The 20,749-nt window shown below is 71.5% G+C and carries 20 protein-coding genes and 1 tRNA gene; 11 read left to right on the top strand and 10 right to left on the bottom strand.

The genetic code is table 11. From position 1 onward, the window contains the following. Positions 1–49 precede the first annotated feature (49 nt). Both AB0946_RS21335 and AB0946_RS21330 read right to left on the bottom strand, forming a co-directional pair. Positions 50–123 (bottom strand) — tRNA-Pro (locus AB0946_RS21335). Positions 124–168: 45 nt separating this feature from the next. Next, positions 169–1,599 carry an MFS transporter gene (locus AB0946_RS21330; RefSeq protein ID WP_366762196.1) on the bottom strand — a complete coding sequence of 477 codons (1,431 nt, stop codon included), beginning with the start codon at positions 1,597–1,599 and terminating at the stop codon, positions 169–171. A gap of 242 nt (positions 1,600–1,841) precedes the next feature. On the opposite strand from AB0946_RS21330, the gene AB0946_RS21325 reads away from it, so the two are divergent. Then, complete coding sequence (locus tag AB0946_RS21325; RefSeq protein WP_366762195.1) at positions 1,842–2,420, top strand: helix-turn-helix domain-containing protein; 579 nt, start codon at positions 1,842–1,844, stop codon at positions 2,418–2,420. A gap of 10 nt (positions 2,421–2,430) precedes the next feature. On the opposite strand, the gene AB0946_RS21320 is transcribed toward AB0946_RS21325, so the two are convergent. Then, positions 2,431–2,946: a hypothetical protein gene (locus AB0946_RS21320; protein WP_366762194.1), complete on the bottom strand. Its 516-nt coding sequence runs from the start codon at positions 2,944–2,946 to the stop codon at positions 2,431–2,433. Positions 2,947–3,076: 130 nt separating this feature from the next. Between AB0946_RS21320 and AB0946_RS21315 the strand changes: the two genes are divergently transcribed. Further along, entirely contained in the window at positions 3,077–3,421 is a 345-nt protein-coding gene (locus AB0946_RS21315; RefSeq protein ID WP_366762193.1) for a cupin domain-containing protein, read from the top strand. Between the two features lie 24 nt (positions 3,422–3,445). Here the strand turns inward: AB0946_RS21315 and AB0946_RS21310 are convergent, their stop codons facing one another. Further along, the gene (locus tag AB0946_RS21310; RefSeq protein ID WP_366762192.1) at positions 3,446–4,453 is read right to left on the bottom strand and encodes a LacI family DNA-binding transcriptional regulator; all 1,008 of its coding nucleotides are present in this window, start codon (positions 4,451–4,453) and stop codon (positions 3,446–3,448) included. A gap of 127 nt (positions 4,454–4,580) precedes the next feature. Here AB0946_RS21310 and AB0946_RS21305 point away from each other — a divergent pair, with 127 nt between their 5' ends. Beyond that, complete coding sequence (locus AB0946_RS21305) at positions 4,581–5,741, top strand: Gfo/Idh/MocA family oxidoreductase (RefSeq protein ID WP_366762191.1); 1,161 nt, start codon at positions 4,581–4,583, stop codon at positions 5,739–5,741. On the opposite strand, the gene AB0946_RS21300 is transcribed toward AB0946_RS21305, so the two are convergent. Further along, positions 5,722–6,753, bottom strand: a complete 1,032-nt coding sequence (locus AB0946_RS21300) for a LacI family DNA-binding transcriptional regulator (protein ID WP_366762190.1) — start codon at positions 6,751–6,753, stop codon at positions 5,722–5,724. The genes AB0946_RS21305 and AB0946_RS21300 overlap by 20 nt on opposite strands. Positions 6,754–6,863: 110 nt before the next feature. On the opposite strand from AB0946_RS21300, the gene AB0946_RS21295 reads away from it, so the two are divergent. The 3 genes from AB0946_RS21295 (at position 6,864) to AB0946_RS21285 (ending at position 9,915) form a co-directional block, all read left to right on the top strand. Further along, entirely contained in the window at positions 6,864–8,030 is a 1,167-nt protein-coding gene (locus tag AB0946_RS21295) for a phytanoyl-CoA dioxygenase family protein (protein WP_366762189.1), read from the top strand. Positions 8,031–8,038: 8 nt separating this feature from the next. Then, a complete protein-coding gene (locus tag AB0946_RS21290) occupies positions 8,039–8,815 on the top strand; it encodes an SDR family oxidoreductase (protein WP_366762188.1) in 777 nt (258 codons plus the stop codon). A 95-nt stretch (positions 8,816–8,910) separates the two neighbouring features. Continuing rightward, on the top strand, positions 8,911–9,915 hold the full coding sequence (locus AB0946_RS21285) for a Gfo/Idh/MocA family oxidoreductase (RefSeq protein WP_366762187.1): 1,005 nt from the start codon (positions 8,911–8,913) through the stop codon (positions 9,913–9,915). Between the two features lie 49 nt (positions 9,916–9,964). On the opposite strand, the gene AB0946_RS21280 is transcribed toward AB0946_RS21285, so the two are convergent. The 5 genes from AB0946_RS21280 to AB0946_RS21260 all read right to left on the bottom strand — a co-directional run bounded on the left by AB0946_RS21280 (position 9,965) and on the right by AB0946_RS21260 (position 14,251). Further along, the gene (locus AB0946_RS21280; protein WP_366762186.1) at positions 9,965–10,159 is read right to left on the bottom strand and encodes a hypothetical protein; all 195 of its coding nucleotides are present in this window, start codon (positions 10,157–10,159) and stop codon (positions 9,965–9,967) included. 170 nt (positions 10,160–10,329) lie between these two features. Then, complete coding sequence (locus tag AB0946_RS21275) at positions 10,330–11,238, bottom strand: sugar phosphate isomerase/epimerase (protein WP_366762185.1); 909 nt, start codon at positions 11,236–11,238, stop codon at positions 10,330–10,332. Positions 11,239–11,240: 2 nt separating this feature from the next. Then, positions 11,241–12,152, bottom strand: coding sequence for an ATP-binding cassette domain-containing protein (locus AB0946_RS21270; protein WP_366762184.1), 912 nt, complete (start codon positions 12,150–12,152; stop codon positions 11,241–11,243). Positions 12,153–12,155: 3 nt separating this feature from the next. Then, entirely contained in the window at positions 12,156–13,232 is a 1,077-nt protein-coding gene (locus tag AB0946_RS21265; protein ID WP_366762183.1) for an ABC transporter permease, read from the bottom strand. Continuing rightward, positions 13,232–14,251 (bottom strand): sugar ABC transporter substrate-binding protein, encoded by a 1,020-nt coding sequence (locus tag AB0946_RS21260; protein WP_366762182.1) that lies wholly within the window; start codon positions 14,249–14,251, stop codon positions 13,232–13,234. Before AB0946_RS21260 ends, AB0946_RS21265 begins: the two co-directional genes overlap by 1 nt. Positions 14,252–14,427: 176 nt before the next feature. Here AB0946_RS21260 and AB0946_RS21255 point away from each other — a divergent pair, with 176 nt between their 5' ends. The 5 genes from AB0946_RS21255 to AB0946_RS21235 all read left to right on the top strand — a co-directional run bounded on the left by AB0946_RS21255 (position 14,428) and on the right by AB0946_RS21235 (position 20,720). Next, positions 14,428–15,219, top strand: a complete 792-nt coding sequence (locus AB0946_RS21255) for a GntR family transcriptional regulator (RefSeq protein WP_366762181.1) — start codon at positions 14,428–14,430, stop codon at positions 15,217–15,219. Positions 15,220–15,488: 269 nt separating this feature from the next. After that, complete coding sequence (locus AB0946_RS21250) at positions 15,489–16,802, top strand: extracellular solute-binding protein (RefSeq protein WP_366762180.1); 1,314 nt, start codon at positions 15,489–15,491, stop codon at positions 16,800–16,802. An 8-nt stretch (positions 16,803–16,810) separates the two neighbouring features. Beyond that, complete coding sequence (locus AB0946_RS21245; RefSeq protein WP_366762179.1) at positions 16,811–17,791, top strand: sugar ABC transporter permease; 981 nt, start codon at positions 16,811–16,813, stop codon at positions 17,789–17,791. Next, entirely contained in the window at positions 17,788–18,675 is an 888-nt protein-coding gene (locus AB0946_RS21240; RefSeq protein WP_014676266.1) for a carbohydrate ABC transporter permease, read from the top strand. The genes AB0946_RS21245 and AB0946_RS21240 overlap by 4 nt, the downstream gene beginning before the upstream one ends. Before the next feature lie 26 nt (positions 18,676–18,701). After that, positions 18,702–20,720, top strand: coding sequence for a beta-galactosidase (locus AB0946_RS21235; RefSeq protein ID WP_366762178.1), 2,019 nt, complete (start codon positions 18,702–18,704; stop codon positions 20,718–20,720). Positions 20,721–20,749 lie beyond the last annotated feature (29 nt).

Below are 20,749 nucleotides of genomic sequence, written 5' to 3'. Positions count from 1 at the left end.
GCCGGTTCCGGAAGACTCCGGAACCGGCCCTGACCACGACTCTCACGAGTCGGGACGACAGGATTTGAACCTGCGACCCCTTGACCCCCAGTCAAGTGCGCTACCAAGCTGCGCCACGTCCCGCCGCGGTCTCACGCGGAGCGTTCCGCGTGATCACGCAGGTCAACCCTACCGCACCTGAGCGGGTGCCCGTGTCGGCCCCGGTACGGCGTCGGGGGCGGCCGGGCGGCGGGTGCGGCGGACCGGGACGAGGAGGGCGGCGCCGGTCGCGGCCAGGCACAGGACGGCGAGCAGGGCCCAGCCGTGGGTGTAGCCGGAGGCGTAGGGCAGGCCCGAGGGCTGGAGCCGGCCGGTGACCAGGACGCTGGTGAGCGCGGCGCCGACCGAGCCGCCGATGGTGCGGATGTTGGCGTTCATGCCGGTCGCGGCGCCGGTCTGCTCGGCCGGCACGCTGCCCACGATCAGGTTGGCCATCGAGGCGAAGGCGAGTCCGATACCGAGGCCGAACAGGCCGGAGACGACGGCCACCTGCCACTGCTCGTCATGCCACAGGGTGAGGAAGCCGCAGGCCAGCGCGCCGAGCGCGGCACCCGTGGTGAGCAGGGCCTTCGCTCCGACGCGGGGCTCCAGGCGGCCGGACAGGACGCCGGAGAGGAACATCGCGACCAGCATCGGCAGCATGAGCAGACCGGACGCGGTGACGCTGGCGCCGAAGCCGTAGCCGGCCGCGGACGGCGTCTGGACGAAGCCCGGCAGGAAGGACCAGATGGAGTACATGCCGGCGCCGAACAGCAGCGCGGCCGTGTTGGTCGTCCACACCGCGGGCAGCCGCAGCACCCGCAGATCGATGAGCGGGGACCGCGAGCGGGCCTCGGTCGCCAGCCACACGCCGAACAGCACGACGGCGGCGGCGAACAGACCGAGCACCTTCGCCGAGCCCCAGCCCCACCGGCCGGCCTGGCTCAGCGGCAGCAGCAGGGCCACCAGCCAGCCGGAGAGCAGCACGGCCCCGCTCCAACTGACCTTCCCCTCCGCCCGCTTGGGCGACTCGGGGACGTAGCGCAGCGCGATCAGGACCGTCGCGGCGACGATCCCCACCGGGATCCAGAACAGCCAGCGGTAGTCGAGCGCGGACACGATCGGGCCGGCGGCCACGATGCCGACCCCGCCGCCGGCGGCGATCACGGCGGAGAGGTTGCTGATGCTGCCGCTGACCTCGCCGGGGGCGAACTCGTCACGGATGACGCCGAAGGAGAGGGGGAAGAGGGCACCGCCGACGCCCTGGACGACCCGGGCGATGATGAGCACGCCGATGTTCGGGGCCAGCGCGGCGACGAGACAGCCCGCGAGGACGGCCAGCAGGACGGCGACGAGGGTCCGCTTCTTGCCGACGAGGTCGCCGACCCGGCCGAGGATCGGGGTGAAGACCGAGGCGGACAGCAGATAGGCCGTCATCACCCAGGTCGCGGTGGACTGCGAGGTGTGCAGGGCGTGCTGGACGGTCGGCAGGGCCGGCGCGATCAGCGACTGGAGCATGGAGAACACGCCGGCACCGGTCGCGAGGACCGCGAAGGTGAGGCGAGTGGACGCGCGGGGCATGAGGAAGCCTCTCCGGAATCAGGGATGCGGAGGGAGAACAGGGACGTGGAGGGCGGTACCGGGTGGGCCGGATACCGAGGGGCGCGGTCGTACGGGCCGCGCCGCGGGGATGCCCGGAGCCGGCCCCGCGGGCCGCGTCCGGCCACGGCGGAGCCGACCCCGCACTGTTAAAGTGGAGGTGTGCCTCCACTGTAGCGGAGGTAGACCTCCGGTTCCAGTCGATTCCCTCCCGGGAGGCAGCAGTGACGGCCACGCCGTTCCCCGTCGGCGAGATCGTGGCGGCCCGCCGGCCGCACCGTAAGGACGCCGCCCGCAACTACGACGCCCTGCTCGACGCCGCCCGCGAGGCGTTCGCGGAGCACGGCGCCGACGCCTCCCTGGAGGACATCGCCCGCCGCGCGGGGGTCGGCATCGGCACCCTGTACCGCAACTTCCCGACCCGCCGCGACCTGTTCGAGAGCGTCTACGCCGACGAGGTCAACGCCCTGTGCCGGGCGGCCGTGGAGCTCGCGGACCGGGAGCCGTGGGAGGCGCTGACGGCCTGGCTGAACCGGTTCGCCGGGTACATGGTCACCAAGCGCGCCGTGCGCGAGGCGCTCGACGGCGAGTCCGGAATCTTCCAGTCCTGCCGTGACTCGATGTACGCGGCCGGCGGCCCCCTGCTGGAGCGCGCGCAGCGGGCCGGTGTCGCCCGGGCGGACATGGACTTCGGTGATCTGCTGCGGATGGTCGCCGGGATCACCGCGACGGCGTTCGAGGACGACGCCCAGCGCGACCGGGTCCTCGCCATCGCCCTGGACGGGGTGCGCGCGTCCCGCTGAACCCCGCCCCCTACTTGATGACCGCGTTCGCCACCACCACCACGACCCCCAGGCACGCGTCCCCCAGTCCCATGAGGACGGCGGTCGGCCAGCGGCGCGCCGACCAGCGGGCGGTGACGAGGCCGATGCCGAAGAGGATCACGATGTTGAGGACGAAGGCCGCGTACTCGACGCCCTTCGCGGGCCACCACCCCCAGCGCGCGCCCGCGAGCAGGAAGACCGTCGGCAGCACGGCCGTGACCAGCGGCCACTCGTTGCGCATGGCGAGCAGGACGTCCCACCGGCCGTGCGGGGTGCGCTCGGCGATGTAGTGGGCGTACCCGTGGGCGAGGGCGGAGGCGCACGCGGTCACCAGCACCCACGCGGCGTCGTAGCCGCGGACATCGGCGGACGTGTGCCCGTACTGGGTGAGCGCCGCGACCATGGAGCTGGCGAGGACGGCGCCGTACACCCCGCCGAACAGGACGATCTCCCGTGTGCCGTGCTGCCGGGGCGGCGCCGGGCCGGCCGCCGTGGAGTCAGCCATGCCCCCACGATCACCCGGGCCCCGCGCCCCCGCCAGCCGGCGCTCCCCGACGAAGTGTCCCGCGACCAGGCCCGATGCCCCACACCCTGTCCATGGCGGCGCGGCCGGCGCACCGGACAGGGTCGGCTGCATGACGCACAGTTTCGCGCTCCGCATCCCCGACGCCGACCTCGAACCCGAACCCCTGGACCCGGGGCGGATCGTGGCCGGGAACCCCGAGGTGACGGGGAAGGTGCTGTGGGAGTCGGCGGACGGCCGGCAGCTCCGCGGGATCTGGCAGATCACGCCGGGAGTGGTCACGGACACGGAGGCGGACGAGCTGTTCGTGGTGATCAGCGGCTCGGCGACCATCGAGGTCGAGGACGGGCCGACGCTGACGGTGGGGCCCGGCGACATGGCGGTGCTCCACGCGGGCGACCGTACGACGTGGACCGTGCACGAGACGCTGCGCAAGGCCTACGCGATCAGCCTGTGAGGCCGTCTGCCGACGTGCGGCCGGTCAATCCGTGAGGCCGTCCCCGGGCGGCCCCGTCGTCCCCCGGATCTCCAGCGTCGGCGCGGCCAGCCGTACCCGCCCCTCGCCGCCCGGCCGTTCGAAGCGGTCCAGCAGACAGCGGGCGGCGCGCCGGCCCACCTCGTGCGGAGCGGTGTCGACGGTGGTCAGCCAGAGGTGCCGCAGCCGGGAGACGCCGGTGTTGTCGTACCCGGTCACCGACAGCTCGCCGGGCACCCGCACCCCCAGCTCGCCGGCCGCCGACAGCGCTCCCACCGCGGCCATGTCGTTGACGGCGAAGAGCGCGGTGGGCCGCTCGCGGCGGCTGAGCAGGCGGACGGTCCCGCGGTAGCCGCCCTCCTCGGTCAGGTCACCGGGTTCGACGAGCGGCTCGGCGCCGTGCGCCCGCATCGCCGCCTCGAAGCCCCGCCGGCGCAGCGCGCCGACGGCGCCGTGGCCGGCGAGGTGCGCGATCCTGCGGTGGCCGAGCCCGAGCAGGTGCTCGGTGGCGAGCCGGGCGCCCCGCTCGTCGTCCCCGGCGACGACGTCCACGCCCGGCGGCTGTGCCTCGCGCGCGCCCGCCACGACCACCGGCATCCGCGGCGCGAGCGCGCCGAGGCCGACCGCGTCCGGGACCGTGCCGACCACCACCAGTCCGTCGACGCCCAGGTCCAGGAAGGGCTCGGCGAGGTCGTGGCCCATCCGGCGGCCGAGGCGGGCATCGGCGAGGAGCATGTGCAGACCGGCCGCGTGCAGCAGGGAGTTCAGCCCCTCGAGCAGCTCCACGAACCAGGGGTTGCGCAGGTCGTCCAGGAGGACACCGATGGTGCGGGTGCGCCGCTCGCTCAGGCTGCGGGCCGCCGCGTTCGGCCGGTAGCCCAGCTCGCGCACGGCTCGCAGGACCGCCTCCCGCTTCTCGGGGCGTACCGGACCGGAGCCGCGCAGCACCAGGGAGACGAGCGACTTGGACACGCCCGCCCGTTCGGCGACGTCACGGATCGTCGGCGGTCTCATGGGATGGACCGTTCCATGCGCCGCGCCGCGCTGTCAAAGGGTTGACACGCTGGTCATGTCCGAACAAAGGTGGCCGCGGATCGTACCTGGACCGGTCCAACCGCCGGTCCGAGAAAGAGGGGCTGTCATGGTGGACGCGCTCGGTGTCGCCGTCATCGGGTTCGGCTGGATGGGCCGGGTGCACACCCAGGCGTACGCCCGTCTCCCGCACCACTACCCCCGGCTGCCGCTGCGGCCCCGGCTGGTCACGGTCGCCGAGGAGGTGCCGGGGCGGGCGGAGGAGGCCGCCGAGCGGTTCGGGTTCGCCTCGGCGACCCGGGACTGGCGCGAGGTGGCCGCCGACCCGCGCGTGCAGGCGGTGAGCGTCACCGCGCCGAACTTCCTGCACCGGGAGATCGGGGTGGCGATGGCCGAGGCCGGCAAGCACCTGTGGATCGAGAAGCCGGTGGGCCTGACCGCCGATGACGCCCGCGCGGTCGCCGATGCCGTCGCCCGGGCCGGCGTGCAGGGCACGGTCGGCTTCAACTACCGCAACGCGCCCGCCGTCGAGGCCGCACGCGAGCTGATCGCCTCCGGTGACATCGGCACGGTCACCCACGTCCGCATCCGCCTCTTCAGCGACTACGCGGCCCACCCGGACGGCGCCCTGACCTGGCGCTACGAGCGCGAGCGCGGCGGCAGCGGGGTGCTCGGCGACCTCGCCTCGCACGGCGCCGACCTGGCCCGCTTCCTGCTCGGCGACATCGCCTCGCTCACCGCGGACACCGCGGTCTTCGTCCCGCAGCGCGCCCGTCCGAGCGGCGCGACGGCCGGCCACGCCCGGGCCGCCGGCGGCGAGCCGGGCCCGGTCGAGAACGAGGACTACGTCAGCTGCCTGCTCCGCTTCGCCTCCGGCGCCCGGGGCGTCCTGGAGGCCTGCCGGGTCTCGGTCGGCGAGCAGAACAACTACGGCTTCGAGGTGCACGGCACCCGGGGCGCGGTGTTCTGGGACTTTCGCCGGATGAACGAACTGAAGGTGAGCCGGGGCACGACGTACCAGGACCAGCCGGTGAGCACGGTGTACGTCGGCCCGGGTGCCGGCGAGTTCGCCGCGTTCCAGCCGGGCGCGGCCAACGCGATGGGCTACGACGACCTGAAGGTGATCGAGGCCTGCCGCTTCGTGCGCTCCATCGCCGAGGGCACCCCGTACGGCACCACGCTCGCGGACGCGGTGCACAGCGCGACCGTGCTCGACGCGATGGCGGAGTCGGCCGCGAGCGGGGCGTGGGTCACGCTGCCGGGGGCGTAGGCATGTTGTAGGGCGTGACCACCTGGATCGCGGACGGCAGGACCGGCCCGGCCGGCGGCAGCGCGCCGTGGAAGCGCATCACCTCGTGGCAGGCCTCGCGCAGGTCGTGCCGCAGATCGTGGTGGAGCACGGCGGACAGGCGGTGCTCGCGCAGCAGCCGGGTGTTGTCGTGGTCGAGGTCGTGCGCGACGAACACGGCGCACTCGCGGCCGAGGTCGGCGAAGGCCCGCAGGGTGGCGTTGTTGCCGCCGCCGATGGAGTACACCGCCCGGATCCCCGGGTCGCGTTCCAGGGCGGCGCGGACCAGGTCGTACTGCGTGGCGTCCAGGCCCTGCCCCTCGGCGATCTCCACCAGCGTCCGCTCCGGGTGCCGGGCCCGCATGACGCCGCGGAAGCCCATCTCGCGCTCCTCCTCGTTGCGGAAGAAGCCGCTGCTGAGGCTGGTGAGGACGTTGCCGGGCCGGTCGCCGAGCCACTGGCCCGTCAGATAGGCGGCGGTGGCCCCGGCCGCCCGGTTGTCGATACCGACGTAGGCGACGCGTCCGCTCGCCGGCAGGTCGGTGACCAGGGTGACGACCGGTACCCCGGCGGCGGTCAGCCGGCCGACGGCCGCGGTGACCTCGGGGACGTCCGGCGCCTTGAGGATCACGCCCTGCGAGCCGCGCCGGGCGATCCGGTCGAGCGTGCCGACCAGCTCCCGGACCGGGCCCGTCTCACGGAAGTGGAAGCGCGAGCGCACCACGGCCGGGTGCAGGGCGGGCAGTTCGGCCTCCAGGGCGGCGCGCACGGCGGTGGTGAACCGCTCGGGCGCCTGGGCGACGATGTCGACCATGAAGGTACGGCCGACCAGCCGGACCTGCGTGCGCTGCCGGTCCAGATCGGCGATGGCCCGGTGCACCTCCCGCGCGGTGCTCTCCCGCACCCCTCCCCTGCCGTTCAGCACGCGGTCCACGGTGGCCTCGCTGAGGCCGGCCTGACGTGCGATCTCCCGGATCGGGAACGGGTGGCCCATGGACCGTCTCCTTGAGGGGTTTTTGATGGTCGTGTGCTGGTTGTTCGAGGGGTTTGTACTGACAAGAATGACAGGGCCGCGCCGCCGCCGAGACCGAAAGAGGGACACCGATGTCCGTCGCCGCCGTGCCAGGTCGCGCCTGGCTGTCCGAGCAGGACTGTGATCTCGGCGCGTTCCGAGCCCTGGTGGAGCGGACCACGGACGCCGCCGGCTATCCGCACGCCGCGTCCGTCGTGGACAACGTCCTCGTGTACGAGGGCGAGCGGCTGCGGACGGCCGGCGACCGGACCGCGCTGCGGGCCGAGCTGGTGCGGGCGCTCGCCGAGGGTCCCGGGATCGTCGTGGTCCGGGGTGCCTTCCCGGAACCCGACGTCGTCGACCGGGTCACGGCGGTGTTCGAGGCGCTGATCGCCGAGCAGCGGGCCGCGGGCGCGACCGCGGGCGACCACTTCGCCGCGCCGGGCGCCAACGACCGGGTGTGGAACGCGCTGGAGAAGACGGCCCTGTACGACGCCGAGGCGTTCGCCGACTACTACGCCAACGACGTCCTGGCGCTGCTCGCCACCGCCTGGCTGGGCCCCGGCTACCAGGTCACCTCCCAGGTGAACGTGGTCAATCCGGGCGGCGCCGGGCAGACCCCGCACCGGGACTACCACCTCGGCTTCCTGAGCAACGCGGCCGCCGCCGCCTACCCCGCGCACGTGCACCGCCTCTCCCCCGCGCTCACCCTCCAGGGCGCGGTCGCCCACTGCGCCATGCCGGTGGAGTCCGGACCGACGCTGTACCTGCCGTACTCCCAGCTCTACGAGCCGGGCTACCTGGCCTGGCGGCTCCCGGAGTTCCGGGACCACTTCGCGGCCCACCACGTGCAGCTCCCGCTCGACAAGGGCGACGCCGTCTTCTTCAGCCCGGCGCTCTTCCACGCCGCCGGCACCAACCGGACGGCGGACGTCCGGCGCACGGCCAACCTGCTGCAGATCTCGTCCGCGTTCGGCCGCGCGATGGAGACCGTGGACCGCGAGGCGGTGACCAACGCGGTGTTCCCGGTGCTGCTGCGGCGCAAGGCGGCGGGCGCGTCCGAGGAGTGGCTGGACAACGTGATCGCCGCGAGCGCCGAGGGCTACCCCTTCCCCACCAACCTGGACAGCGATCCGCCGGTCGCCGGACTGGCCCCGCCGGCGCAGGCGGACCTGGTGCGGCGGGCGCTGAGGGAGACATGGCGGCCCGCGCGGCTGCGCGAGGAACTGCGGACGGCGGCGGAACGCCGGGAGAGCTGAGGCGGGGCATGGGACTTCTCGACGACAAGGTCGTCCTGGTCAACGGCGGCAGTCAGGGCGTGGGGGCCGCGGTCGCGCGGGCCGCCGTCCGCGAGGGCGCCGTCGTCGCGGTGAGCGGGCGGCGCCCGGAGCCGGGCGAGGCACTGGTGGCGGAGCTGTCGGCGGCCGGCGGCGAGGCCAGGTACGTGCGGGCCGACCTGGCGGACGCCGGACAGGCCAAGGCGTCGGTCGCCCAGGTCGTGGACGCGTACGGCCGGATCGACTGCCTGGTCAACTCGGCCGGGCTGACCTCGCGGGGCACGCTGCTGGACACCACGCCGGAACTGTTCGACGCGCACATCGCGGTCAACCTGAAGGGCCCGTTCTTCGCGATGCAGGCGGCGGTCGCCGACATGACGGCCCGCAAGGCGCCCGGCACGATCGTCAACGTCATCACCTCGTCGGCGCACGGCGGACAGCCGTTCCTCGCGCCGTACGTCGCCGCCAAGGCCGGCCTGGCGGGCCTGACCCGGAACGCGGCGCACGCCCACCGCTGGGACCGCATCCGGATCAACGGGCTCAACATCGGCTGGACCGCGACCGAGGGCGAGGACGCCACCCAGCGGGCCTTCCACGGCGCCGGCGACGACTGGCGGGAGCAGGCGGCGGCCCGGCTGCCGATGGGCAGGCTCGGCCGGCCGGAGGAAATCGCGGACTTCGTGGTCTTCCTGCTGTCGGAGCGGTCGGGGGTGGTCACCGGCTCGGTGATCGACTGGGACCAGAACGTGCTCGGCGGCCTCGACTAGGGTCTTCCGTTTTGATCAGGCCGGATCAGCGAGCCCGGCATGATCCAAACGAGAGGCCCTGGATCCTCAAGCACCAACACTAGGAGCAGCACCGCATGCGTATCGGAATCCTCGGCCTCGGCCGCATCGGCGCCTTCCACGCCGAGACCCTCTCCGGGCTGGACGCCGTCGAGTCGCTCGTCGTCGCCGACCCGTTCGCGGACGCCGCCAAGGCCGCCGCCGAGCGGTTCGGGGCACAGGTCGCGGACTCGCCGGAGGCCCTCCTCGCGGCCGGCGTGGACGGCCTGGTCGTCGCGGCGGCCACCGACGCCCACCCCGCCCTGATCCTGGCCGGCGTCGAGGCCGGCGTCCCGGTCTTCTGCGAGAAGCCCGTCGCCAGGACCATGAGCGAGGGCGTCGAGGTCCTCAAGGCCGTGCAGGGCAGCGGCGTGCCGATCCAGATCGGCTACAACCGGCGCTTCGACGCGGGCTTCGTCGCCGCGCGGGCCGCCGTGCGGGCCGGCGAGCTGGGCATGCTGCACACGGTCCGCTCCACGACCCTGGACCCGGCGCCGCCGCCGGCCGCCTACGTCGCCGCGTCCGGCGGGATCTTCCGTGACTGCTCGGTGCACGACTTCGACATCATCCGCTGGGTGACGGGCCGTGAGGTCACCGAGGTGTACGCGGTCGGCGGCAACCGGGGCGCCGACTACATCAAGGCGGCCGGCGACGCCGACACCACCGGCGCCGTCCTGACCCTGGACGACGGCACGATCGCGGTGGTGTCCAACTCCCGGCACAACAAGCGCGGTTACGACGTGCGCATGGAACTGCACGGCTTCGCCGACTCCATCGCCGTCGGTCTGGACGACAAACTGCCGCTGCGCTCGGTCGAGCCCGGTGTCACCTTCCCCGCCGGCACCCCGCACGACTTCTTCATGGACCGCTTCACCGACGCCTACCGCGCCGAGCTGACCGCGTTCACCGAGGTCGTGGCCGGCACCCGGACCTCGCCGTGCACCGTCGAGGACGCCCTGGAGGCCGGCTGGATCGCCGAGGCCTGCACGCTGTCCCTGCACGAGCACCGGCCGGTGACGCTCGCGGAGGTACGGGCGGCCTGAGCGCACGGCGACGGCGCCGGGCACGTGCCCGGCGCCGTCGGCGTGTCGCTCAGCCGCAGTACCGGATCAGCCACTCGTCCGGGTTGTAGGTGTCCCGCGCCGGGTCCGGAGCCGTCGCCGGCTTCGTCTCCACCGTGTCCTGCGGGCGTATCCGCTCCGGCAGCGCGCCGTAGCGGTCGCGGCGCCGGGCGGCGGCGTCGGCCGGGTCCTGGTCCGTGGTGTGGGCGTCCGTACGGTGTGTCATCTCGTCCTCCCGTCCGCGCGGGCGTTCCCCGTGGTGGGTCAGACGTCCGCGTGTCCCCGTTGGTTCCCGGCCGCCCGGCGGGCGAATCCCCCGGAACAGCGCAGGAACCGGGGCGCGGTCGTCGGCACCGCGGCCCGGTTCCGGTGGAGCGGGCGGCCCCTCAGCCCCCTTCAGGCCCCGCAGGACCGCAGGAAGTGCCGGGTGCGTACCGCGATCGGCAGCGGCTTGTCCGGCTCGCACGGGTACATGTCCTGCTCGACGATCGCGAACAGCTCCACGCCCAGCTTCTGCGCCGCCTCCAGCACCGGCCCCAGCTCCGGGACGCCGGAGGGCGGTTCGCACATCACCCCGCGCTGCACGGCCGGCCCGAACGGCACACCGCCCGCGACCACCTCGGCGAGGACGTCCGGGTCGACCTGCTTGAGGTGCAGGTACCCGATGCGCTCGCCGTAGGTCTCGATCAGCTTGACGCTGTCCCCGCCGCAGTAGGCGTAGTGCCCGGTGTCCAGGCAGAGGTTGACCAGCTCGCTGTCGGTCGAGTCCAGGAAGCGCTCGACGTGCTCCTCGGTGTCGATGTGGGTGTCGGCGTGCGGGTGCACGACGATGTCGAGGCCGTAGGTCTCCTTGACCTCGTGGCCGAGCCGTTCCATGCCCTTGGTCAGGTGGGCCCACTGCCCGGCGGTCAGCTCGGGCGGCTCCAGGATCTCGGCGGTCTTGTCGTCGCGCCAGAAGGAGGGGATGACGACCAGGTGCCGGGCGCCCATCGCCTGGGTGAGCGCGGCGACCTGGCTGACGTGCGCCCAGGTCTCCTCCCAGACGGCGGGGCCGCGGTGCATGCCGGTGAAGACGGTGCCCGCCGAGACCTTCAGGTTCCGCTTGGCCACCTCGTCGGCGAGCCGTGCCGGGTCGGTGGGGAGGTAGCCGTAGGGGCCGAGTTCGATCCAGTCGTAGCCGGCCTCGGCGACCTCGTCGAGGAAGCGTTCCCAGGGCACCTGCCGGGGGTCGTCGGGGAACCAGACGCCCCAGGAGTCGGGGGCGGAGCCGACCCGGATGCGGTCGAGCGGGGTGGGGTGCGCCATGATCAGGGGGTTCCTTCCGGGGAGGTCGCCACGGGTGCGCCGAGGTCGCCGTCCTCGGGCAGTTCGTCCACGTCGACACCGCGCACCTGGGCCAGCTCGTGCTTGAGCGCGGCGAGTTCGGCGCCGCCGGCCATGTGGTTGGTCAGCTCTTCGAGGCCGATGTCGCTGCGTTCGGCGCTCAGCTCCAGGGTGCCGAGGCGCAGGACGCTGAAGTGGTCGCCGACCATGTAGGCGTGGTGGGGGTTGTGGGTGATGAAGATGACGCCGAGGCCGCGGTCGCGGGCGGCGGCGATGTACTTCAGCACCACACCGGACTGCTTGACGCCGAGGGCGGCGGTGGGCTCGTCCAGGATGAGGACGCGGGCGCCGAAGTAGACGGCGCGGGCGATGGCGACGCACTGGCGCTGGCCGCCGGAGAGGGTGCCGATGGGCTGTTCCAGGTCGTCCAGGACGATGCCCATGTTGCGCAGTTCCTGGTCGGCGGTCTCCTTCATGCGGGCGATGTCGAGCCGGCGCAGCGGCCAGGGGCCCTTGGTCATCTCGGAGCCGAGGAAGAAGTTCCGCCACACCGGCATCAGCGGGACGGTGGCGAGGTCCTGGTAGACGGCGGCGATGCCCTTGTCCAGGGCCTCGCGCGGGGTGCTGAAGCGCACCGGTTCTCCGTCGACGAGGAACTCGCCCTCGGTGTGCTGGTGCAGCCCTGAGATGATCTTGATGAGGGTGGACTTGCCGGCGCCGTTGTCGCCGAGCACGCAGGTCACCCGGCCGGCGTGGACCTTCAGGTCGACGCCGTGCAGGGCGCGGATGTTGCCGTAGGACTTGCCGGCGCCGCGGAGTTCGACCAGGAGCCCGTCGGGGGCGGGGGCGCCGTCCTGGAGGACGGCGCCGTGGGTGCCCGTGGTGTTGTCGGTCATCGCTTACCTCCGGGTCGCCGTGCGCTGGACCCACAGATTGATCAGGACGGCGCCGAGGAGCATCACGCCCAGGAAGGCCTTGAACCAGTCGGGGTTCCAGCCGGCGTAGACGATGCCCTGCTGCACCATGCCGAACATGAAGGCGCCGAAGACCGGGCCGATCGCGGAACCGTAGCCGCCGGTGAGCAGGCAGCCGCCGATGACGGCCGCGGCGATGTAGATCAGCTCCTGGCCGACGCCCTCGCCGGACTGCACGGTGTTGAACGAGAACAGGTTGTGCATGCCGACGAACCAGGCGCCGAAGCCGACCAGCATGAACAGGGTGATCTTGGTGAACCTCACCGGGACGCCGACCGCGCGGGCGCTGTCCTTGTTGCCGCCGACCGCGAAGATCCAGTTGCCGTACTTGGTGCGCAGCAGCACCCAGGTGGCGAGGGCCGCGAAGACCAGCCACCAGATCACGGTGATCTTCACCTGGACCCCGCCCACGTCGAAGGAGGAGGCGAAGATCTTCCGGGCCTGGTCGAAGCCGTCCATGTCGCTGATGTCGTCGGTGGCGACGTTGCCGGTGACGAGCTTGGTGACGGCGAGGTTGGTGCCCTGGAGGATCAGGAAGGTGCCCAGGGTGACCAGGAAGCTGGGCAGCCCGGCCTTCACCACCATCCAGCCGTTGAAGGCGCCGATCGCGAGGGACGCGATCAGGGCGACGATCACGCCGGTCCACACGTTCACGGTGAGCTGGTAGCTGAGCATGCTCGCGGTGAGCGCCGAGGAGATCACGGCGACGCCGGAGGAGAGGTCGAACTCCCCGCCGATCATCAGCAGGGCCACCGGGAGGGCCATGATGCCGATGGTCGAGGACTGGTAGAGGATGTTCGCCATCGAGCTGCCGTCGCGCACCGGCGGCGCCGCGATCAGGAAGAAGACCAGGACGGCGACGGCGCCGAGGAAGACACCCACCTCGGGCCGGGCCAGCAGCCGGAGGGCCGGCGGGCGCCGGGCGGTGCGGCCGTCGGTCTGCTTCGGGCCGGACGCCGGCGGCCCGCCGACCGCCGGCTCAGCCTGCTGGGTCATGCTCATCACCGGGTGCCCTTCGCGGCGAACCCGGCGACCTTGTCGACGTTGGACTTGTCCACGAAGGCCGGGCCGGTGAGCACGGCCTGCTCGCCGCCGCCGCTGTAGTTGCCGTTGTTCTTGTAGAGCCACAGCGAGTCGACCGCCAGGTAGCCCTGGAGGTAGGGCTGCTGGTCGACGGCGAACTCGATGGTGCCCTTCTGCACCGCCTTGACCAGTTCCTTGTTGAGGTCGAAGGTGGCCACCTTCGCCTTGCTGCCCGCGTCGCCGACCGACTGCACGGCGGTCAGCGCGAAGGGGGCGCCGAGGGTGACGACCGTGTCGACGGACTTGTCCTGCTTGAGCTTGGCCGTGATGGTCGACTTCACCGACGGCATGTCGGTGCCGTTCACGTACAGGGTCTCAGTGGTGCCCTTGAACGTCTTCTTCACGCCGTCGCAGCGCTGGGTGAGGCCCACGTTGCCCTGTTCCTGGATCACGCAGACGATCTTCTTGGCGCCGGTGGTGTTGAGCTTGCTGCCGAACGCCTCGCCCGCCACGCTCTCGTCCTGCCCGAAGAACTCCAGCAGGCCGAGCTTCTTCCAGTCGCTCAGTCCGGAGTTGAGGCCGACCACCGGGATGCCGGCCTGCTCGGCCTTGGCGATGGCGCCCTTCATCGCGTCGGGCTTGGCCAGGGTGACCGCGATGCCGTCGACCTTCTGGTCGATGGCGTTCTGCACGTAGTTGGCCTGGGTGCCGGCGTTCGGGTCGGCGGAGTAGATCAGCTTGATGTTGTCCTTGGCCGCCGCGGCCTCCGCACCCTTGCGGACGGTGTCCCAGAAGGTGTCGCCGGGCGCCTGGTGGGTGACGAGGGCGACGGTCATGCGGGGGGTGTCGGCCTTGCCCGCGGAGGGGTTCGCCGCCTCCTCCTCGGCCTTCTTGCCGCCGGAACCGCTGGAGCAGCCGGCGAGGGTGAGGGCTGCCGCGGCGGCCACCGCCACGAAGGGGGCCAGTCTGCGGGAGCGGGGACGAGAAGAGCGGTCCATCTTTCCAGCACCTCACTGTGCGTGCGACGGGGCAAGGACGCTGTTGCGTTGGGACGGGATACAAGCCTCTGTCGAGCCCGCTGTCAATACTTTGTTAAGACATCATTTCACAAGCAGGTCCGAATGTAAGTACAAAGCATTGACACCTTCGGCGCCGGGACATACACCTGGGAGCCATGAGCCCAGTACACCGCACCCCGCAGCGAACGGCACCGGGTGATCGCGCGCTGGATCCCGTGACCTTCGCCCTGGACCGGTCGAGCCCAGTTCCGTTGTACTACCAGCTCGCCCGGCAGCTGGAGGCGGCCATCCAGCGCGGCGTGCTGGTGCCGGGAAACCTGCTCGGCAACGAGGTCGACCTGTCGGTGCGGCTCGGGCTGTCCCGGCCCACCGTCCGCCAGGCGATCCAGTCCCTGGTCGACAAGGGACTGCTGGTGCGCCGCCGCGGGGTCGGCACGCAGGTGGTGCACAGTCAGGTCAGACGCCCGCTGGAACTCAGCAGCCTCTACGACGACCTGGAGTCGGCCGGACAGGGCCCGACCACCCGGGTGCTGCGCAACGAGCGGATCGAGGCGCCCGCCGACGTGGCCGCCGCCCTCGGGCTCCCGGAGGGTGCCGAGGTCGTCGTACTGGAGCGGCTGCGCAGCACGCACGGCCGGCCCGTGGCGTTCCTGCGCAACCACCTGCCCGCCTCGCTGCTCGAACTCGAGACCGGGCGGCTGGAGTCCACGGGCCTGTACCGGATGCTGCGCGCGGCCGGGATCGTCCTGCACAGCGCCCGCCAGTCCATCGGCGCCCGCGCCGCGAGCGCCGAGGAGGGCGCCCTGCTGGAGGAGCCGGAGGGAGCGGCCCTGCTCACCATGTGGCGCACCGCCTATGACGACGCGGGCCGGCCGGTGGAGCACGGCAGCCACGTCTACCGGGCGTCCCGGTACGCCTTCGACTTCCAACTGCTGGTCAGGAGCTGAAACGGAACGATCTGTTTCACACACGCCCCCGCGGCCGCCCGAGCCGTGGGGGCCGCTGCGTCCCGTCGCCGTCAACAGCGCAGGTGACGGTGACGATTACGTTTCGGGCAAGAGACACCTCAGTGCGACCGGAGCTATTGACGCATGAGCGGACATGGGGCTGTTATTACGCCCACGATGTTCGGTCGAGTTGGTTTCTGAGCGGTTTCGAACTTTTCGGTGATCAACTCATCCCCTTGGCCGAACCCTGGTATGCATCAGGAGCCGCCATGCGCCTCTCGCCCTCCGGTCTCTCCGTCCCGGGTCCCAGCCGCCGTTCCCTGCTGCGCGGAGCGGGCGGTGCCGCCCTGCTCGCAGGCGCCGGCATACCCCTGCTGTCCGCCTGCGGAGGCAGCGGTTCCGGGTCCGACCCGAAGGCCGTCTCCCTGGGCTCGAACGCCTCCGACGCGGTGCCCAAGAAGGCCTACGAGAGCGTCTACGCGGCCTTCAAGAAGCAGTCCGGCATCAGCGTCGACGTCAACACCAAGGACCACAACACCTTCCAGGAGCAGATCAACTCGTATCTGCAGGGCACGCCGGACGACGTGTTCAACTGGTTCGCCGGATACCGCATGCAGTTCTTCGCGGCCAAGGGCCTCGCCAGCCCGATCGACGACGTGTGGGCGAAGATCGGGGACAACTTCCCCGAGGCGATGAAGAAGCTGAGCAAGGGCGCGGACGGCAAGTACTACTTCGTGCCGCTGACCACCTACCCGTGGGCGGTCTTCTACCGCAAGAGCGTCTTCCAGCAGCACGGTTACAAGGTCCCGGCCACCTGGGACGACCTGGTCGCCCTGTGCAAGCAGATGAAGAAGGACGGCCTGGTCCCGATCGCCTTCGGCGACAAGGACGCCTGGCCGGCGATGGGCACCTTCGACCAGATCAACTTCCGCCTGAACGGCTACGACTTCCACGTCCAGCTGATGGCCGGCAAGGCGTCCTGGACCGACGCCAAGGTGAAGGACGTCTTCGACCACTGGGCCGAGATCCTCCCCTACCACCAGGACGGCTTCATGGGCCGCACCTGGCAGGACGCCGCGCAGACGCTGGTGGCCAAGAAGGCCGGCATGTACCTCCTCGGCTCCTTCGTGGCCCAGCAGTTCACCAACAAGGCCGACCTGGACGACCTCGACTTCTTCGCCTTCCCGGAGATCAACTCCGCGTACGGCCAGGACACCGTCGAGGCGCCGACCGACGGCTTCATGGTGAGCAAGTCCCCGAAGAACCACGCGGGTGTGGTCAAGCTGCTGGAGTACCTGGGCAGCCCGGCGGCCGAGGAGCTGTACCTGAAGACCGACCCGAGCGTGGTCGCCGCCTCCGGCAAGGCCGACACCTCCTCCTACTCGGCGCTCCAGAAGAAGGCGTTCGAGATGATCGGCAGCGCCAAGAGCCTCACCCAGTTCATGGACCGCGACAGCCGCCCCGACTTCACCTCCACGGTGATGCAGCCGGGCCTGCAGAAGTTCCTCCAGAACCCCAAGGGCGTGGACGGTCTGCTGTCGTCCATCGAGCGCCAGAAGAAGACCATCTTCGCGTCCTCGTGAGCGGCCCGATGAGCACCGACACGACGACGAAGACCCCGGAGCCGGCGGCCGTGCCGGCTCCGGGGGCCGCGCCCGAGAAGAAGCGGGTCTCGCGGGGCCACCGGCGCCTGCTGACCCGCCGTGACCGGTTCACGCTCGCCCTCATGGCGGGCGTGCCGACCGTCCTGCACGTGATCCTCGTCTGGTTCACGGCCCTCGCCTCGATCCTCCTCGCCTTCACCACCTGGGACGGCATCGGGTTCGACTCGATCAAATGGGTCGGCCTGGACAACTTCCACCAGCTCTTCAGCGACAACCCGCAGTTCTGGCCCGCCGTCCAGCACAACGTCATCTGGTTCGTCGTGCTGATCCTCATCCCGACGCCGTTCGGCCTGTTCCTCGCCGTCCAGCTCGACAAGCGGATCCGGTTCAGCCGCGTCTACCAGACCGCGTACTTCCTGCCCGTCGTCATCTCGATGGCGTGCATCGGCTTCGTCTGGCAGCTGGTCTACAACCCGGACACGGGCCTGATCAACAGCATCATCGGCGCCAACAAGCCCGGTCACTACATCGACTGGATCGGCGACCCCGACCTCAACCTGTGGGCCGTCCTGATCGCCGCGTCCTGGCGGCACACCGGCTACATGATGATCCTCTACCTGGCCGGTCTGAAGAGCGTCGACCCGTCGCTCAGGGAGGCGTCCGCGCTGGACGGCGCCAACGAGTGGCAGACGTTCAAGAACGTCATCTTCCCGACCCTGCGCCCGACCAACACGGTCGTCCTCGTCGTCACCATCATCGAGGCACTGCGCGCCTTCGACCTGGTCTTCGTCTTCAACAAGGGCGCTCAGGGCACGGAGTTGCTGTCGATCCTGGTCACCAACAACATCATCGGCGAGTCCAGCCGCATCGGATACGGCTCCGCCATCGCCGTCGTCCTGCTGGTGATCTCCCTCGCCGTCATCATCCCGTACCTGATCGCCACCTTCCGGAAGGAGCGGCGCGCATGAGCACCGTGAGCGCCCTGGGGAAGCGGCGTACCCCCGTCCGGCCGGCCCGGATCCTGCTGCACGTCTTCCTCGCCGGCACCGCCCTCGCCTGGCTGGCGCCCCTGCTCTGGGCGGTCTTCTCGGCCCTGCGCCCGTACAGCGAGACCAGCGCCAAGGGCTACGTGTCCTGGCCGGACACGCTGAACTTCGACAACTTCACCAACGCGTTCCAGCAGTCGGACATGCTGCACTACTTCGGCAACACGCTGATCATCGCGGTGCCGGCCGTACTGCTGACGCTGTTCCTGTCGTCGATGGTCGCCTTCTACGTCAGCCGCTTCGACTTCCGGGTCAACCTGGCGCTGCTGCTGGTCTTCACGGCGGGCAACCTGCTGCCGCAGCAGGTCATCATCACCCCGCTGTACCGGCTGTACCTGCTCACCGACCTGCCGGGCATCACCGCGAGCGGCAAGCTGTACGACTCCGCGCTGGGCCTGGTCCTGATCCACGTGGCGTTCCAGTCCGGCTTCTGCGCGTTCGTGCTGAGCAACTACATGCGCTCGCTGCCGCACGAGCTGACCGAGGCCGCGCTGGTCGACGGCGCCTCGGTGTGGCGGCTGTACTGGCAGATCACGCTGCCGCTGTGCAAGCCGGCGATGGCGGCCCTGGCGACCCTGCTGTCCATCTGGATCTACAACGACTTCTTCTGGGCCCTCGTGCTGATCTCCACCGGCGAGAACATGCCGATCACCTCGGCGCTGAACAACCTCTCCGGGCAGTACTTCACCGACCCCAACCTGGTCGCCGCCGGCGCCCTGCTGACCGCGATCCCCACCCTGGTCGTGTACTTCGTGCTCCAGCGCCAGTTCGTCAGCGGCCTGACCCTGGGCTCCAACAAGGGCTGACGGGCCCGCACCCGAAAGAGAACACCGTGAAGCGCACCCTGTCCGTCCCCGGCATCGCCTACGGCGGCGACTACAACCCCGAGCAGTGGCCCGAGGAGGTGTGGGCCGAGGACATGCGCCTGATGCGCGAGGCCGGGGTGAACCTGGTCAGCGTCGGCATCTTCTCGTGGGCGCTGCTGGAGCCGTCCGAGGGCGTGTACGACTTCTCGCGTCTGGACAAGATCCTGGACCTGCTGCACGAGAACGGCATCGCCGCCGACCTGGCCACGCCCACGGCGGCGCCGCCGGCCTGGTTCTTCCGGGCCCACCCGGAGGCCCTGCCGGCCGACCGGGACGGCCGTACCCTCTCCTACGGCAGCCGCCAGACGTTCTGCCCGTCCAGCCCCGCCTACCGGCAGGCCGCGCTGCGCATCGCGGGCGCGCTCGCCGCGCGGTACGCGGACCACCCGGCCGTCCGCATGTGGCACGTGCACAACGAGTACGGCTGCCACAACGCCGCCTGCTACTGCGACACCAGCGCGGCGGCCTTCCGGCGCTGGCTGCGCGACCGCTACGGCGACGACCTGGCGGCCCTCAACCACGCCTGGGGCACGGCGTTCTGGTCCCAGTGGTACTACGACTGGGAGGAGGTCCTGCCGCCGCGCGCCACCGGCGCCGTGTCCAACCCGACGCACCAGCTGGACTGGCGGCGGTTCTGCTCCGACGAACTGCTGTCGCTGTACACGGCGGAACGGGACGTGCTCCGGGCGGCGGCGCCCACGGTGCCGGCGACCACCAACTTCATGGTGAACTTCAGCTTCGACGCCCTGGACTACTGGCGCTGGGCCCCCGAGCTGGACCTCGTCTCCAACGACCACTACCTGCGGTCCACGGACCCCGAACCGCAGATCGACATCGCGCTCAGCGGCGACCTGACGCGTGCGCTCGCGAACGGCCCGTGGCTGCTGATGGAGCACTCGACCGGCGCGGTGAACTGGCAGCCCGTCAACCGCGCCAAGAATCCCGGCCAGTTGCGCCGGGACGCGCTCGCCCACGTGGCGCACGGGGCGGACGGCATCGCCTACTTCCAGTGGCGCCAGTCGAAGGCGGGTGCCGAGCAGTGGCACTCGGCGATGGTGCCGCACGCCGGGACGGACAGCCGGATCTGGCGGGACGTGGTCCGCCTCGGCGCCGACCTGAAGGCACTGGCCGAGGTGCGCGGCAGCACCGGCACCGCCGAGGTCGCGATCGTGTGGGACTGGAACGCCCGCTGGGCCCTGGAACTCCCCTCCCAGCCGAGCGGCGAGCTGTGCTACCTGGACCTGGTGCGGGCCTGGTACGAGCCGCTGTGGCGGTCGGGCGTGGCCGTGGACTTCGTCCGGCCGGAGGCGGACCTGACCGGCTACCGGCTGGTGCTGGCACCCAACCTCTACCTGGTCGACGAGGCGGGCGCCGCCAACCTCACCTCGTACGCCGACGGCGGCGGCACCCTGGCGGTCGGCTTCCACAGCGGGGCGGTCGACGAGAACTGCCATGCCCGGCTGGGCGGTTACCCCGGGGCGTTCCGGGAGGTGCTGGGCGTCCGCTCCGACGAGCCGTTCCCGCTGCTGCCCGGGGAACCGGTCGCACTGACCGGTGCCGTGCCGGACGGGGCGACCGGCTCCCTGTGGTCGGAGCGGCTGCGGCTGACGGGCGCCGAGGCGGTCGCCTCGTACGCCGACGGGCCCCTGGCGGGCGTCCCGGCGGTGACCCGGCTGGCGCACGGCACCGGGTCCGCCTGGTACCTGGCCACCCTGCCGGACCCGGCCACCCTGGCCGCGCTGCTGGACCGCGTCCGCGAGGAGGCGGGCGTGGCTCCGGTGCGGACCGCCCCGCCCGGGGTGGAGGTGGCCCGCCGGCGTGGCCCGGAGGCGGACTACCTGTTCGTCATCGACCACAGCGGGCAGGGCGCCGAAGTCGCGGTGGCGGAGGGCTCGTTCGAGCTGCTGACCGGCAAGGAGACGTCCGGCACGGTCACCGTCGCACCCGGTGACGTGGCCGTCGTGCGCGAACCGCGCGGCCGGTGAGCCGCGCCTGACGTCCGGGAGGCGGCGCG

It is taken from the genome of Streptomyces sp. NPDC046870 (assembly GCF_040704595.1).
Taxonomy (GTDB): Bacteria; Actinomycetota; Actinomycetes; order Streptomycetales; family Streptomycetaceae; genus Streptomyces; species Streptomyces argyrophylli.
The sequence above is the reverse complement of the archived record's forward strand: the minus strand, read 5'-3'. Positions and strand labels throughout refer to the sequence as shown.

Excerpts from the sequence above, each read along its gene's own strand:
- AB0946_RS21330 (WP_366762196.1), bottom strand. The coding sequence starts at position 1,599 with ATGCCCCGCGCGTCCACTCGCCTCACCTTCGCGGTCCTCGCGACCGGT.
- AB0946_RS21320 (WP_366762194.1), bottom strand. The coding sequence starts at position 2,946 with ATGGCTGACTCCACGGCGGCCGGCCCGGCGCCGCCCCGGCAGCACGGC.
- AB0946_RS21315 (WP_366762193.1), top strand. The coding sequence starts at position 3,077 with ATGACGCACAGTTTCGCGCTCCGCATCCCCGACGCCGACCTCGAACCC.
- AB0946_RS21310 (WP_366762192.1), bottom strand. The coding sequence starts at position 4,453 with ATGAGACCGCCGACGATCCGTGACGTCGCCGAACGGGCGGGCGTGTCC.
- AB0946_RS21305 (WP_366762191.1), top strand. The coding sequence starts at position 4,581 with ATGGTGGACGCGCTCGGTGTCGCCGTCATCGGGTTCGGCTGGATGGGC.
- AB0946_RS21300 (WP_366762190.1), bottom strand. The coding sequence starts at position 6,753 with ATGGGCCACCCGTTCCCGATCCGGGAGATCGCACGTCAGGCCGGCCTC.
- AB0946_RS21295 (WP_366762189.1), top strand. The coding sequence starts at position 6,864 with ATGTCCGTCGCCGCCGTGCCAGGTCGCGCCTGGCTGTCCGAGCAGGAC.
- AB0946_RS21290 (WP_366762188.1), top strand. The coding sequence starts at position 8,039 with ATGGGACTTCTCGACGACAAGGTCGTCCTGGTCAACGGCGGCAGTCAG.
- AB0946_RS21285 (WP_366762187.1), top strand. The coding sequence starts at position 8,911 with ATGCGTATCGGAATCCTCGGCCTCGGCCGCATCGGCGCCTTCCACGCC.
- AB0946_RS21280 (WP_366762186.1), bottom strand. The coding sequence starts at position 10,159 with ATGACACACCGTACGGACGCCCACACCACGGACCAGGACCCGGCCGAC.
- AB0946_RS21275 (WP_366762185.1), bottom strand. The coding sequence starts at position 11,238 with ATGGCGCACCCCACCCCGCTCGACCGCATCCGGGTCGGCTCCGCCCCC.
- AB0946_RS21270 (WP_366762184.1), bottom strand. The coding sequence starts at position 12,152 with ATGACCGACAACACCACGGGCACCCACGGCGCCGTCCTCCAGGACGGC.
- AB0946_RS21265 (WP_366762183.1), bottom strand. The coding sequence starts at position 13,232 with ATGAGCATGACCCAGCAGGCTGAGCCGGCGGTCGGCGGGCCGCCGGCG.
- AB0946_RS21260 (WP_366762182.1), bottom strand. The coding sequence starts at position 14,251 with ATGGACCGCTCTTCTCGTCCCCGCTCCCGCAGACTGGCCCCCTTCGTG.
- AB0946_RS21255 (WP_366762181.1), top strand. The coding sequence starts at position 14,428 with ATGAGCCCAGTACACCGCACCCCGCAGCGAACGGCACCGGGTGATCGC.
- AB0946_RS21250 (WP_366762180.1), top strand. The coding sequence starts at position 15,489 with ATGCGCCTCTCGCCCTCCGGTCTCTCCGTCCCGGGTCCCAGCCGCCGT.
- AB0946_RS21245 (WP_366762179.1), top strand. The coding sequence starts at position 16,811 with ATGAGCACCGACACGACGACGAAGACCCCGGAGCCGGCGGCCGTGCCG.
- AB0946_RS21240 (WP_014676266.1), top strand. The coding sequence starts at position 17,788 with ATGAGCACCGTGAGCGCCCTGGGGAAGCGGCGTACCCCCGTCCGGCCG.